The organism is Roseomonas populi, from assembly GCF_024594815.1.
GTDB lineage: Bacteria > Pseudomonadota > Alphaproteobacteria > Acetobacterales > Acetobacteraceae > Roseomonas > Roseomonas populi.
The window spans coordinates 253,540-266,473 of sequence record NZ_JANJOU010000003.1 but is presented as its reverse complement, the minus strand read 5'-3'; the positions used below and the strand labels follow the sequence as shown (position 1 = coordinate 266,473).

The window sequence follows — 12,934 nt, the reverse complement described above, 5'->3', positions numbered from 1 at the left end:
GCGTGTCCGGTCGCATCCAGGGTATCGGAGATATCGACGCCCCGGTCAGGGCCGCGCGCATCATGCGCGTGGCGGCCGTCTCACGCGGCCGGGGCGTGGCCGCGGCTGGCGCCGGGCACGGGCGGAACATGGGGCAAACCCTGCTGCGGTGCAAGATCGAAGGGCGCGCGCTTGACGCGGGGCCGGGCGGCGGCCAGCACGGGGCCATGGGCCGACAGGAACTGCTGCACCATCCCGCGTTCCGGGTGAGCTGGCGCCGCCGGCTCCTTCACCTCGCCCTGTTCCTGCTGCTGACGCCCCTCGCGCTGATCGCGCTGTTCCGCTTCGTCCCCGTGCCGGCCACGCCGCTGATGGTCATCCGCTCGGTCCAGGGCGTGGGGGAGGGGATGCGGCACGACTGGGTTCCCCTCGAGTCCATCGCCCCCGCCCTGGCGCAATCCGTGGTGGCGGCGGAGGACAACAACTTCTGCCGCGAATCCCTGGGCTTCGACTTCGGCGCGATCCGGGAGGAGCTGGAGGCCTGGGGGGATGGGGAGACACCCCGCGGCGCCAGTACCATCACCATGCAGACGGCGAAGAACCTCTTCCTCTGGCCCGGCCGCGACCCCGTGCGGAAGGTGATCGAGGCCTGGCTGACCCCGCAGATCGCCCTTCTCTGGCCGAAGCAGCGGGTGATCGAGGTCTATCTCAACAGCGTGGAGTTCGGCCCGGGCATCTACGGCGCCGAGGCCGCCGCCCGCGCCTTCTTCGACAAGCCCGCCTCCCGGCTGACCCGGGGCGAGGCGGCGCGCTTGGCGGCGGTGCTGCCGAGCCCGCTGAACTGGTCCGTCGCCCAACCCTCCGAGCGGGTGCGGCGCCGCGCGGCGGTGATTGAGCGGCGCGTGGGGCAGCTCGGCCCGCTGCTGGACTGCTTGCGCTAGGGTCCTTGGCCGGCCGTCCCTCCGATTGCGGTACGCGCGGCCAAACCGTCACCGCTTCGTCCATTGGAGGCAAGAGGCGGCCCCGCGATGATCCCCGCGCCGCCGACGACCCGGATTCGCCACCCCCGGCGCCGGCACGGCGGGGACGGAGACCCCCTCATGCGCCTTCCCCCCATCCCGCCCGCGAAGCTGACGGACGCGCAGCGCCCGCTCGACACCCGGCTCCGCAAGGATATCGGCCGCTGGCTGCAGGGCTTCGTCTCCGAGCGGGCGGACGGCGCGCTGGTCGGCCCCTTCGCGCCCATGCTGCACTTCCCGCAGTTCGGCGGCCCGGTCTGGGACTACATCACCGCCTTGTCGGAGAACTCCACCCTGCCGAAGCCGGCGCATGAGGTGGCCATCCTCGTCACCGGCGCCCGCTTCCGCTCCCGCTACGAAATCTACGCGCATGAGAAGGTGGCGGCGGCGAAGGGCCTCTCGGAAGCCAAGATCGCCACCATCGTCTCCGGCAACCGCCCCTCCGACCTGACGGCGGAGGAGGCGGCCGCCTACGACACGGCCTTCGTCCTCGTCGGCGGCGGGCAATTGCCGGAGGCGACCTACCAGGCCGCGCTGAAGGCCTTCGGCGAGGAGGGCGTGGCGGAGCTCACCTACCTCGTCGGCGCCTACTGCCTCGTCTCCGTCCTCCTCAACGCCTACGACGTCTCTGTGCCCGGGCGCGAGGAAGGGGTGGGGTAGGCGGCGGCGCCACGATAGGGAAGTCTGCGGCGCCCGGCGGAATGCCGGGCGCGCGACTGCCGGAGATGCCGATGAGCCAGCTGTTCCAACCTCTTCGCCTGGGCGGGCTGGAACTGCCCAACCGCGTCGTCATCGCCCCCATGTGCCAGTACTCGGCCGAGGAGGGGCGGGCGACGGACTGGCACACCATACATCTCGGCCACCTCGCCCTCTCCGGCGCCGGGCTGCTGATCCTGGAGGCGACGGCCGTCTCGGCGGAGGGGCGCATCTCCCCCGCCGACCTCGGCCTCTACTCCGACGACAACGAGGCCGCCCTCGAGCGTGTCCTGACGGCGACGCGGCATCACTCCTCCATGCCGATCGCGGTCCAGATCAGCCACGCCGGCCGCAAGGCCTCCAGCCGCGCCCCGTGGGAAGGCGGGTCCCAGATCCACCCCGGCGAGCCCGGCGGGTGGAAGACCGAGGCCCCCTCTGCCCTGGCCCATGCCAAGGGCGAGGACACCCCGACGGCGCTGAACTCCGATGGCCTGGCCCGCGTGCGCGCGGCCTTCGCCGCGACCGCCCGCCGCGCAGCCCGGCTCGGGCTGGAGGGCATCGAGATCCACGGCGCCCACGGCTACCTGCTGCACCAGTTCCTCTCCCCGTTGTCCAACGTCCGCAACGACGAGTACGGCGGCAGCCTGGAGAACCGGATGCGCTTCCCACTGGAGGTGTTCGACGCCGTGCGCGAGGCCTTCCCGGCGGAGCGCCCGGTCTGGATGCGCCTCTCCGCCACCGATTGGGTGCCGGGCGGCTGGGACGTGGAGGGCACGATCGCCATGTCGCACGCCCTGAAGGCGCGCGGCTGCGCCGCCATCCACGTCACCACGGGCGGCGTCTCCCCTCACCAGCAGATCCCGCTCGGTCCGGGCTACCAGCTGCCCTTCGCGCGGCAGGTGAAGGAGGCGGTGGACCTGCCGGTGATCGGAGTCGGCCTGATCACGGAGCCGGAGCAGGCCGAGGCGGTGATCGCGAACGGCGAGGCCGACGCCGTCGCCCTGGCGCGCGCCATCCTCTACGACCCGCGCTGGCCCTGGCACGCGGCGGCGAAGCTCGGCGCGCGGGTGGCGGCGCCGAAGCAGTACTGGCGGTCCCAGCCGCGGGAGTTCAAGGACCTCTTCGCCGGCTCCGCCTACGGACAGCGCTGAGGATCAGCCCGGGCCGCGATGGCCTCTCAGCCATTCCAGCAGCACCGCCCGCGCGCGCGGATCGCCGTGGATGACGGGATGGCCGGACCAGCCGGAGCGGTGGAGCGTGCTGCCGGGAATGGCGGCCGCCAGCGCCTCGCCCATGGCGACCGGCACGACAGGGTCCGCGGCGGAGACCATCACCAGCGTCGGCGGCAGCGCCTTCGCCGCCGCCCGGATGGCCGCGATCCCGTCCATCGGATGCCGGTTGAGCCACGTCACGGCCGGCAGCCAGGGCAGGTGGATGCGGATCGTCTCCGTCATGGAGGTGAAGCCGCTGTCGATCACCAGCAGGTCGGCGCGGCCGGTCGCCGCCAGATGGATGGCGGGGGCGGAGCCGATGCTCTCCCCCAGCACGGCCAGGTGGCGCCCCGGCCATCGAGCGCGCGCCCAGGCCGCTGTCGCCTCCGCCGTGGCCTTCAGCGAGGCCTCCGAAGGTGCGCCGGGATTGCCGGAGTAGCCCGGGTATTCCGCGGCAACGACGGGAACGCCGGCCCGGGCAAGGTCTTCCGTATCCATCGCCGACCAGCCCGCGCGGGACCCGTTGCCGTGGAGATGGAGAAGGACCGGTGCCCCCGGATCATGGCCTAGATCATGGCCCGGATCAGCGAAGAGGAAGGCGAGGCGGCCTGACCCCGGCACCTCCACATGCCCCACCTGCCAGATCCCGGAGGCGGCGACCGGGACCGCGTTGTGCCGGGCCGGAAAGAGGAACCGCTCCTGCATGGCCCAGACCGTCACGATCGGGGCCACGACCACCAGGAGCAGGATAACGAAAACCAGAAGCACGGGGCGCAGCAGGGCTTTCAACGGGCTGGAATGGCGTCCGCAGCCGGCCCTACAGCGTCGGCCGCCGCCCAAATCCCGGCCCTTCCGGCGGATCGGCGAAGCTCTCCTCGATCGCTTCCACGAAGGCGCCGGGCGGCCCGCGGCGGGCGGCGAGCAGCACGCTGCCTACCGCGTCCTCCTCCCCCGCCAGCAGGGCCTCCACCGTGCCGTCCGCGCGATTCCGCACCCACCCGGAGAGCCGCGCGGCCGAAGCCTCCCGCACCATCCAGTCCCGGTAGCCCACGCCCTGCACGCGCCCGCGGATCCGCAGCAGCCGCGCCTTCACCGGGAGAGCTCCAGCAGCCGCGCGGCCAGCGCGATATCCGCCGCGATCCCGGCCCGGCGCGCCTCGGCCTCCGGGTCCGTGCCCCAGAAGGATTCCTGGTAGGTCTCGTCCAGCGTCGCCAGCCGGTGCGCCTCTGCCGCGTCGATCCGCCCGGCGGAGAGCGCCAGGCCGAGCACGAGGCTGCCCAGCGCCGGCACCGCGATCCCCAGTGCCGAAAGCCCGAAGGGCGAGTGCGCCGCCACCGCCGCGTGCAGCGCCTTCAGCGAGGAAGGGGGCTGCGCCACATGGGCGATGCCCTTCGCCACGTGCAGCGGTGCGTCGTGGTGCAGCGCGGCCCAGTCCAGCAGCGGCTGCCAGTTCTCCGCCTCCAGCGCGGCGAGGCGATAATCCTCCGCCCGGTAGCAGAGCAGGTCGCTCTCGCCGTACTCCGCGATGGCGGCCGCGCTCGGGGCCGGGTCGTGCGCGATCCGGTCCACGGCGGTCCCGACGAGGCGCGTCAGCGGCACCTCCTCCATCGACATCTCGCCGCCCTTCTCGCCGCCGGCCGCGTGCCATTCGGCCGCGACGGCCTCGGCCAGCGGGCGGTGGCCCAGGTGCAGCACGGTGCCGCCCGGCAGGCGTAGGGGCTTCCCATCGAGGGCAATCCCCCAGCCCGACTCCACGGGCTGGATCTCCGCCCGGTCCCAGAAACGCTTCATGGACAGGCAATTGGGGTTTCCGGGGGGGGCATGGCAAGTTGCCGGGCATGGGAACCGCACTGGTCTATGCCGGCGCCGCGCTGGCCGAGATCGCCGGATGCTTCGCCTTCTGGGGGTGGCGCCGCCTGGGCTGGGGCGCCTGGGCGCTGCTGCCGGGCATGGCCTCTCTGGCCCTCTTCGCGTGGCTCCTCACCCTTTCTGAGGCCTCGGCGGCCGGTCGCGCCTTCGCGGCCTATGGCGGCGTCTACGTCGCGGCTTCCCTCGCCTGGCTCTGGGCGGTGGAAGGCCGGCTGCCCGACCGCTGGGACCTGGCCGGCGGCGCCATCTGCCTCCTCGGGGCCGGGGTGGTGCTCTGGGGCGGCGGGGCGGAGCGATAGGGATGGCGAGCGGGGCGGACCTGCGGCGCCTGGCGCTGGCGATGGCGGGGACGGAGGAGGCGCCGCACATGGACCGCGCCGCCTTCCGCGTGGCCCGCATCTACGCGACCCTCGCCGCGGACGGGCTCAGCGCGAACCTGAAGTTCTCGCCCGAGGACCAAGCCCTGAAATGCATGACCCACCCGGAGGCCTTCAGCCCCGTGCCGGGCGGATGGGGCCGGATGGGCCACACCACCGTGCTGCTCGCCGTGACGGAGGAGGAACTGGCCGCGGCCCTGGAAACCGCCTGGCGCGGCGCCCTGCCGCGCCGGCGCCCGCCCGGCAGAGCCCGGAGAAGGTAGGCGCCGGTCAGGCCAGGGCGCGCGCGGCGCCCCGGAACCCCGCCGGATCCTCGATCCGCGCCTCCACCGCCGCGTGCGCCGCCTGCCAGAGCGGAAGCGCCGCCGCCAGGGCCGCGTGGCCCTCCGCCGTCAGGTGGAGCAGCCGCCCGCGCCGGTCCGCCGGGTCCGGCTCCACCCGCACCAGCCCGCGCCGTTCCAGCGGCTTCAGCATCGCGGTCAGGCTCGTCCGGTCCATGCCCAGCAGCGCCGCCACCGGGCCCATGGGGGGAGGGGAGGGGCGGTTCAACGACATGAGCAGGGAGAACTGCCCGTTCGTCAGCGCCGCGGGGCGCAGCACCTCGTCGAAGTGGCGCGCCAGGGCCCGGGCCAGGCGCTGGGCGTGCAGGCAGAGGCAGGTGTCGCGGACGGCAAGCGTGGATTCGAACGGGACTGCAACAGGTTTTGACACGTATGGAATATGTTGATATCAACCCTTATCGTCAAGGACGGGTGGGGGCCTGTCCGGCAACCCGGGGGGATCATGCCATGCAGGCCAACGCCTACCTGTTCTTCAGCGGCAACTGCGAGGAAGCCTTCAATCGCTATCAGGCCGTGCTGGGCGGGCAGATGCTCGCCATGCTGCGTGGCACCGGCACGCCGGCCGAGGCGCATCTGCCACCGGGCTGGGCGGAGAAGATCCTGCACGCCTGCCTCGATCTCGGCGGGACGATGCTCATGGGTTCCGACGCGCCGCCGAACTGCCCTGCTGGCACCCCGGGCGGCTTCTCCGTGAATGTCTCCGTGGACACACCGGAGGAGGCCGAGCGGGTCTTCGCCGCGCTCTCCGAGGGTGGCGAGGTGAAGATGCCCATCGCCCCAACCTTCTGGGCGCAGCGCTTCGGCATGCTGGTGGACCGCTACGGCACGCCCTGGATGGTGAATTGCGTCCTGCCGGCCTGCGCCGACCTTGGCACGGAGACGGCCGAGCCGGTCGCCTGACCCGTCGCTTCCGCCAGCCGCGCCCGCACCGGGCGGGGCTGGCGGCTTTCCTTTCCGAGTGCTGCCGCCGCGGACGCGCGCGGCGCTACGACCCGAGTTGCCATTCCCCGGCTTTCCGCGCGCCGAGCAGAGCGGCGATGATCCTTCCGTGCCGCCCGCTGTTCGTTTCTGGCCAAGGCACGATCGGCTGCCGGCTGGAATGCCGGGCAGATTCGGACCAACCGACTGACACTTCACGGCCAGGGCAAGCCGATAGCACGGCGAGGCCGCGCATCCTGCGCGGGCGCCTTCGAGAAGCGCCCGCGCGAGCAACGTGAGCGCACGACAGCGGCGTGGCCCGTCCACCGTGTCCGGCGACGGATCACTGAACCCTGCCGCACGCGCGCCCCGGCGCCCGCAACGCAGGAATCTTCATCGTGCTGTCAGAAATCCTTTGACGGGGATCAATGTCGGGCCAAAGATCGCTTCAGTTCGAATACGAAGTATTCATCTAGGATACAAAGTGCCTGACGGAACTGACATGCCGGACGAGATTGGCGGTGCGCCCGAAGGCGGCGTCCGCCCGCTCGCCTCGGCGCTGAAAACCCTCGCCCTGCTGGACCATCTCAGCCACAGCCGTCGCCCCGTGCGGCTCTCCGTCCTGTCGCGCGAGCTCGGTGCCGGGCGCGCCACGATCTACCAGCGCCTCGTCACCCTCATGGCGGCGGGCTGGGTGGAGCAGACCGCCGAGGGCGCGTTCCGCCTCACCCTCCGCGCCGCGCGCCTCTCGCAGGCCGCGACGGAGCAGGCCGGCCTCGGGGATCGCACGCTCTCCGTGCTGGAAGGGCTCTGCGCCGCCACGGGCGAGGCCGCCTCCCTCGCCGTGCTGGAGGATGGCGTGCCCCGCATCGTTCAGCGCGTGGAGCCGAACGGCGTGCTGCGCGTGGAGATGCGCGTGGGCGCCGCCATGGACCTGGAGGGCAGCGCCTCCGGCCGCGTCCTTCTCGCTTATCTCGACCCGGCGAAGGCGCGGCGCCTCGCCCCCGGCCTCGATCCCGCGATCCTCGAGGATGTGCGGATGAACGGCCACTCCATCTCCTCCGGCCGCACCATGGAGGGCATCCGCGCCGCCGCCGTGCCGGTCTTCGGCCATGACGGCGCCTGCGCCGCAGCCCTCTCCCTCGTCGCCCCGGCGCAACGCTTCGCGCCGGACGGCTGGATCGAACCCCTGCGCGCCGCGGCCCAGCGCCTGCGCGCCATCCTGGAGGGCCGCCCCGCGTGAGCGCCGCGCTCGAATCCGCCGCGCCGCCCGCGCCGCGCGACCCCGCTTTCCTCATGCAGCCGGAGCGCCTGGCCGCCTTCCAGCCCAGCCGCGTCTCCGCCTCCCGCGCGCTGATGGCCCAGGCCATCGCGGAGCGGTGGAGGATCACCACGCGCCGCTTCGACATCGGCGCGGATTCCGCGGGCACGGCGATCTACGAGATAGCCACCCCCGGCGGCACCTTCTCCTTCCTCGCCTACTCCAACACGCCGCAGCGCGCGGGCCGCACCGGCCGCATCATCGGCCGCACCTGGGACATGACCGGTTCCCTGGTGGAGGGCGTGGCGACGGACGAGGTGGTGGAGACGACGCGGCGGGAGCTGCCGAAGCTCTACGCCGGCCGCGCAACGCCGGGCACGCTGATCTGGTGTCGCTCCAACCGCTCCATGCGCGTGTTTGATGCCACCGTGGCTGCGCTGGCCTCCGGCAAGCAGCCCGATGCCGCGCTGGTCGCCCAGTCCTGCTACCTCATGCGGAACACGGGGCTGGACGGGAACGGCACCTTCGGCACGCGCTCCTTCCTCGCGCTGGAGGAAGGCCATGCCCTGCGCCACCCGCTGGCCGCGCAGATGCTCGCCGCCTACATGATGCGGGAATTCGCCGCCGACCTCGCGAACCATCTCGCAGCCTTGCAGTCGCCGGATGCCGTCGCACTCTCGCCGGAGGTGCGGCGATTCCTTGGAATCGGCAACGGCTCCGCCCTCGGCCTCATCCTCTTCATCAACAACCACCCGCGCCTGATCAACGCCTGGATCGCCGCGCGGGAGAAGGCCATCGCCGCCGCCCGCGCCCTGGCGGTGCAGGCCGGCGACGAGCGCCTGGCGCATCTGGAAGCCCTGGTCCGCCGCGCCGCGCGCTTCCGGCGCGAGGACCGCATGGTATACGATGCCTTCGCCCCCAGCGCCCTGATCGCGGAGGAGCTGGAGACGGTGGCCGGCCTTGTCGCCGCCCTGCACGCGACGGGCAGCAAGGCCGCCTATCCGCTGGACGAACTCGCCGCACAGGTCACCGCCCGCTTCCACCCGGAGACGGAGGAAACCCTCCTATCCCTCATGATCGAGCTGGTGCCGGAAGAGGCCGACCATCTCGCCCGCTCCATGATCGTCAGCGAGGAGATGGCGGTGCAGCCCGCCATGCATGTCGGCGCCCTGCGCGCCATCCTCGCGCACGAGTACGACTGGGCGCTGGCGATGGACCTGACCGCCCCCGGCGCTTACGAGCACGTCTGGTACAAGTCCGCCACCGCCGAGGAGCCGCGCCGCGGCCCGAAGTCGGAAGCCCCGCCCGGCACCTTCAACCTCGGCCTCGACGTCCCCGGCCTGGTCCAGGCGCTGAACGCCGCCCTGGCCGGGCGCGACGCCGACGAACCCGTGGCGCGCCTCCTCCTCGCCCGCCCGGACCTGCGGCAGATCGTGGCCCGCGTGCAGAGCCTTGCCGGCCTGCCCTACCACCAGCCGCGCGTGAACATCATGGCGGACGACTTCGTGCCCGCGCACATGGTGCGGCTGATGAACGTCGCGCTGCACGGCGTGGACAAGACGCGCGACTACCTCGCCCGCAACCTGCGCGGCGTGCTGTTCCACGGCGCCCCCGTGGCCGCCGACCTTGCCGCGGCCGCCGATCCCGACTGGTTCTACCCGCCGGAGCCGCACGCATGAGCGCCGCCTGCTCGGACACGCCTGTCACCCTGCTGCCGCGCGAGGTGCGGCTGGTGGTGGAGCGCATCCTCCTCCTCACCACGGTCCCGCATGGCCTGATCCCCGCCGTGCGGGACGTGGTGCTCTACTCCGCCGCCGCCGGGCTGGGCGGGTTGCCGCTGCTGCGCCGACGCTTCGGCGATCTGCGTATGGCCGAGACCGTCGCGCCCAGCATCACGGAACCCGCGCCGGGCCATCTGGTGGTGGATGCCCGCGGCGGGCACGCCTGGGTGGTGCTGCCGATGATTCTGGACGCGCTGGGCGCGGCCACCGCGCTGGAGGGCGCCGCGACCGCCGAGGTGACGAACCTGCGCGACCCGGAGGAACTCCGCACCGCCAGCGCCTACGCCCCGCGCGAGGGCCTGTCCGTCCAGGTTACCGGCGGCGCCGGTGATGCCGCGGGCACCTTCATCCTGCGCGCCGCGCCCTCCACCGCGGGCGACGCCGTGCTGGACCGCGCGCTGCGTGAGGGCGTGGTGGTGGAACCCGCCCTGTGGTGGGACCTGCACCACCTCTCCAACACCGCCCTCTCCACCGACACGCCGGAATCCCGGCGCCACGCCGGCCCGGTGATCGTGGAGGCCGATGGCCGCATCACCGGCCGCACGGACCACGACGACGACACCGACCTCTCCCTCCTCACCAGTGCCAAGCCGGAATCCGCGAATGCTCATTGACGGTCTTCAGTGCGGCCACTTCACGCCGGAGGTCTTCACGGCGCTGCGGCGCGGCAACATCGCCGCCGTGACCGTGACCTGCGGCTTCTGGGAGGACCCGATGGAGTCCTTCGACGCCCTGGGCCGCTGGCGCGACCTGATCGCGGAGAACGCGGAGACCTGCGCCGTCGCCCGCACGCCCGCTGAGATCGACGCGGTCAACGCCTCCGACCGCACCGCGATCATCCTGGGCTTCCAGAACACGGACCTCTTCGGTGGCCGCATCCGGCTGGTGGAAATGTTCGCGGAACTCGGCGTGCGCGTGGTGCAGCTGACCTACAACAACCAGAACGCCGTGGGCGGCAGCTGCTACGAGCCGAACGATGGCGGCCTGGCCCGCTTCGGGCGGGAAGTCGTGCGGGAGATGAACCGCGCGGGAATGCTGATCGACTGCTCCCACGTCGGGGAGCGCACGACGCTGGAGGCCATCGCCCATAGCGAGAAGCCCATCGCCGTCACCCACGCCAACGCTACCAGCCTCGTTCCCCACAGCCGGAACAAGCAGGACGCCATCCTGCACGCCCTGCGCGACACGGGCGGCGTGATGGGCTGCGCCGTCTATCGCAACATCACCGGGGACTACTACTGCGCCTCCGTCCGCAACTGGTGCGAGATGGTGGCGCGCACGGTGGACATCGCGGGGATCGACACGGTCGCGATCGGCACCGATTACGGCCACGACAATACCCCCGCCGACTACGCCTGGATGCGCATGGGCCGCTGGACCCGCGGCATCGACCACGGCGCCTCCTCCGCCGGGAAGCCGGTGAAGACGCCGAAGGCCGAGTGGCTGGCGGAAGGCGTTTCGGGCCTCGGCCAGATCCCGGACGGCCTGCGCGAAGTGGGCTTCCAGCCGCCCGAGATCGAGAAGATCATCCGCGGCAACTGGATGCGGCTCTACGCCGCGACCTTCCGCCCGAACTGAGGAGAGACGAGGATGGCATCCCAGGGTTTCACCCGCCGCGCGGCCCTCTCCGTGGGCGGCGGTGTTGTGGCAGGCCTCGCCGCACCCTACTTCCGCCGCGTCCGCGCGGCGGAGGTGCTGCACGTGAATACCTGGGGCGGCATCTGGGAACGCGCCGCCATCAAGAACCTCTTCGAGCCCTTCACCAGGGATACGGGCGTGGAGATCCGCCCCGTCTCCCCGGTCTCCTTCGCCAAGCTGGCCCAGCAGGTCCGCAGCGGCGCCTATGAGTTCGATGTGACGACGCTCGGCGCCGGCGAGATCATCCGCGCCAACCAGGCGAACCTGCTGGAGAAGCTGGACAACTCCGAGCTGGTGAAGAACCCGCCCTTCCCGGGCGCGGCCTTCCAGAACGGCGCCAGCAGCCACGCCTTCGCCACCGTCATCGCCTACCAGAAGGCCAAGTACCCCAATGGCGGCCCGCAGAGCTGGGCGGATTTCTGGAACCTGCAGAAGTTCCCGGGCAGCCGCTGCATGCAGCGCTACGCCTCCCGCATCCTGCCCATCGCACTCGCCGCCGATGGCGTGCCGACTGACAAGCTCTACCCGCTGGACCTCAACCGCGCCTTCCGCAGCCTGGACAAGATCAAGCCCGCCGTCCGCGTGTGGTGGACCCAGGGCCAGCAGTCCCAGCAGCTTCTGCGGGACGGTGAGATCGACTGCATCGCCCTCTGGCACGCCCGCACGCTGGAGCTCATCGACGCGAACCAGCCCGTCGAGATCGTCTGGAACGGGGCGGAGATCGAGCGCGCCTACTGGGTCGTCGCCCGCGGCACCCCGAACCGCGACAATGCTATGCGCTTCATCGAATCCGCCCTGAAGCCGGAGCGCGTGGCCGGGTTCTGCAAGGACTCCCTGAACGGCCCGCTGAACCCCGCCGCCTTCAACTTCGTGTCCGAGGCCGAGGCGGCCCGCATGCCCACCGCCCCCGCCTACAAGGACAAGGTGTTCGAGCAGGACATCCTGAACTTCGGCGGCGACGTGAACGCCGCCACCCAGCGCTTCGAGCGCTGGATCGGCACTTGAGCGCGACCACCTCCGCGGCGGGCGGGGGCGGCCTGCGCCCCTGGCTGCTCCTCGCCCCGCTGCTGGTCTTCCTCGCCGCCTTCTTCATCGTGCCGCTGGCACAGGTGGCCGTGATGAGCGTGTCCGACCCCGAATGGGGGCTGGACCACTACGTCGCCATCGCGACGGACGGCTTCCACCTGCGCGTGCTGCTGGACACCTTCCTCACCGCGCTCACCGTCTCGCTCTGCTGCCTCGTCCTCGGCTTCCCGCTGGCCTATGCCATGGCCGCCGCTCCGCCGGGCCTGGCCGCCGCCATGATGGTGGTGGTGACGATGAGCTTCTGGACCAGCTTCCTCGTCCGCACCTATGCCTGGATGGTGCTGCTGGGGAACCGCGGCCCGATCGCCCGCTTCGTCGAGTGGATTGGCTTCGCCTCGCCGGAGCTGCTCTTCACCCGCTTCAGCTCCACGGTCGCGATGACCCACATCCTGCTGCCCTACATGGTCCTCAGCCTCTACGGCGTGCTCAAGCGGATCGAGCCCTCCCTCCCGCGCTCCGCCGCCAGCCTCGGCGCCACCCCGGCCGGCGTCATCCGCCACGTGGTCCTGCCCTTGGCCGCGCCGGGCATCGCCAATGGCCTCACCCTCGTCTTCGTCCTCTGCCTCGGCTTCTACGTCACGCCCATCCTGCTGGGATCGCCGCGGGAGCAGATGGTGGCCAGCGTGATCGGCCAGCAGGTGGAGGAGTTCCTGGCCTTCGGGGAAGCCTCCGCCATGGCCGTGGTGCTGCTCGCCTCCACGCTGATCATCCTCGGCATCTATCACCGCCGCTTCGGCCTCGACCGGCTCTGGGGCTGA

16 protein-coding genes are annotated in these 12,934 nt (G+C 71.9%); 12 read left to right on the top strand and 4 right to left on the bottom strand.

The window, feature by feature from the left end; genetic code table 11:
• Positions 1-2: 2 nt before the first annotated feature.
• From mtgA to NRP21_RS06530, 3 genes are all read left to right on the top strand, one after another.
• Positions 3-920 (top strand): monofunctional biosynthetic peptidoglycan transglycosylase, encoded by a 918-nt coding sequence (gene mtgA / locus NRP21_RS06540; RefSeq protein WP_308219867.1) that lies wholly within the window; start codon positions 3-5, stop codon positions 918-920.
• Between the two features lie 159 nt (positions 921-1,079).
• Complete coding sequence (locus NRP21_RS06535) at positions 1,080-1,658, top strand: carboxymuconolactone decarboxylase family protein (RefSeq protein ID WP_257715364.1); 579 nt, start codon at positions 1,080-1,082, stop codon at positions 1,656-1,658.
• A gap of 71 nt (positions 1,659-1,729) precedes the next feature.
• Positions 1,730-2,845 (top strand): NADH:flavin oxidoreductase/NADH oxidase, encoded by a 1,116-nt coding sequence (locus tag NRP21_RS06530; protein WP_308219866.1) that lies wholly within the window; start codon positions 1,730-1,732, stop codon positions 2,843-2,845.
• Positions 2,846-2,848: 3 nt separating this feature from the next.
• Here the strand turns inward: NRP21_RS06530 and NRP21_RS06525 are convergent, their stop codons facing one another.
• Genes NRP21_RS06525 through NRP21_RS06515 form a run of 3 tightly spaced genes read right to left on the bottom strand, consistent with a single transcriptional unit; the run spans position 2,849 to position 4,696 of the window.
• On the bottom strand, positions 2,849-3,694 hold the full coding sequence (locus tag NRP21_RS06525; RefSeq protein ID WP_257715363.1) for an alpha/beta hydrolase: 846 nt from the start codon (positions 3,692-3,694) through the stop codon (positions 2,849-2,851).
• Between the two features lie 28 nt (positions 3,695-3,722).
• Positions 3,723-3,998, bottom strand: coding sequence for an acylphosphatase (locus tag NRP21_RS06520; RefSeq protein ID WP_257715362.1), 276 nt, complete (start codon positions 3,996-3,998; stop codon positions 3,723-3,725).
• Complete coding sequence (locus tag NRP21_RS06515; protein WP_257715361.1) at positions 3,995-4,696, bottom strand: ATP12 family chaperone protein; 702 nt, start codon at positions 4,694-4,696, stop codon at positions 3,995-3,997. Before NRP21_RS06515 ends, NRP21_RS06520 begins: the two co-directional genes overlap by 4 nt.
• Before the next feature lie 47 nt (positions 4,697-4,743).
• On the opposite strand from NRP21_RS06515, the gene NRP21_RS06510 reads away from it, so the two are divergent.
• Positions 4,744-5,073, top strand: coding sequence for a YnfA family protein (locus NRP21_RS06510; RefSeq protein WP_257715360.1), 330 nt, complete (start codon positions 4,744-4,746; stop codon positions 5,071-5,073).
• A gap of 2 nt (positions 5,074-5,075) precedes the next feature.
• On the top strand, positions 5,076-5,414 hold the full coding sequence (locus NRP21_RS06505; RefSeq protein WP_257715359.1) for an MmcQ/YjbR family DNA-binding protein: 339 nt from the start codon (positions 5,076-5,078) through the stop codon (positions 5,412-5,414).
• A gap of 7 nt (positions 5,415-5,421) precedes the next feature.
• Here NRP21_RS06505 and NRP21_RS06500 read toward each other — a convergent pair whose 3' ends face one another.
• Positions 5,422-5,862, bottom strand: a complete 441-nt coding sequence (locus NRP21_RS06500) for a MarR family winged helix-turn-helix transcriptional regulator (RefSeq protein WP_257715358.1) — start codon at positions 5,860-5,862, stop codon at positions 5,422-5,424.
• A gap of 77 nt (positions 5,863-5,939) precedes the next feature.
• Between NRP21_RS06500 and NRP21_RS06495 the strand changes: the two genes are divergently transcribed.
• The 7 genes from NRP21_RS06495 to NRP21_RS06465 all read left to right on the top strand — a co-directional run bounded on the left by NRP21_RS06495 (position 5,940) and on the right by NRP21_RS06465 (position 12,934).
• Entirely contained in the window at positions 5,940-6,392 is a 453-nt protein-coding gene (locus tag NRP21_RS06495) for a VOC family protein (protein WP_257715357.1), read from the top strand.
• A 502-nt stretch (positions 6,393-6,894) separates the two neighbouring features.
• Positions 6,895-7,653 carry an IclR family transcriptional regulator gene (locus NRP21_RS06490; RefSeq protein ID WP_257715356.1) on the top strand — a complete coding sequence of 253 codons (759 nt, stop codon included), beginning with the start codon at positions 6,895-6,897 and terminating at the stop codon, positions 7,651-7,653.
• A complete protein-coding gene (locus NRP21_RS06485; RefSeq protein WP_257715355.1) occupies positions 7,650-9,350 on the top strand; it encodes a hypothetical protein in 1,701 nt (566 codons plus the stop codon). Before NRP21_RS06490 ends, NRP21_RS06485 begins: the two co-directional genes overlap by 4 nt.
• Positions 9,347-10,066, top strand: coding sequence for a hypothetical protein (locus NRP21_RS06480; RefSeq protein WP_257715354.1), 720 nt, complete (start codon positions 9,347-9,349; stop codon positions 10,064-10,066). Before NRP21_RS06485 ends, NRP21_RS06480 begins: the two co-directional genes overlap by 4 nt.
• Positions 10,056-11,030, top strand: a complete 975-nt coding sequence (locus NRP21_RS06475; protein WP_257715353.1) for a dipeptidase — start codon at positions 10,056-10,058, stop codon at positions 11,028-11,030. The genes NRP21_RS06480 and NRP21_RS06475 overlap by 11 nt, the downstream gene beginning before the upstream one ends.
• A 12-nt stretch (positions 11,031-11,042) precedes the next feature.
• A complete protein-coding gene (locus NRP21_RS06470) occupies positions 11,043-12,095 on the top strand; it encodes an ABC transporter substrate-binding protein (protein WP_257715352.1) in 1,053 nt (350 codons plus the stop codon).
• Positions 12,092-12,934: an ABC transporter permease gene (locus NRP21_RS06465; protein WP_257715351.1), complete on the top strand. Its 843-nt coding sequence runs from the start codon at positions 12,092-12,094 to the stop codon at positions 12,932-12,934. Before NRP21_RS06470 ends, NRP21_RS06465 begins: the two co-directional genes overlap by 4 nt.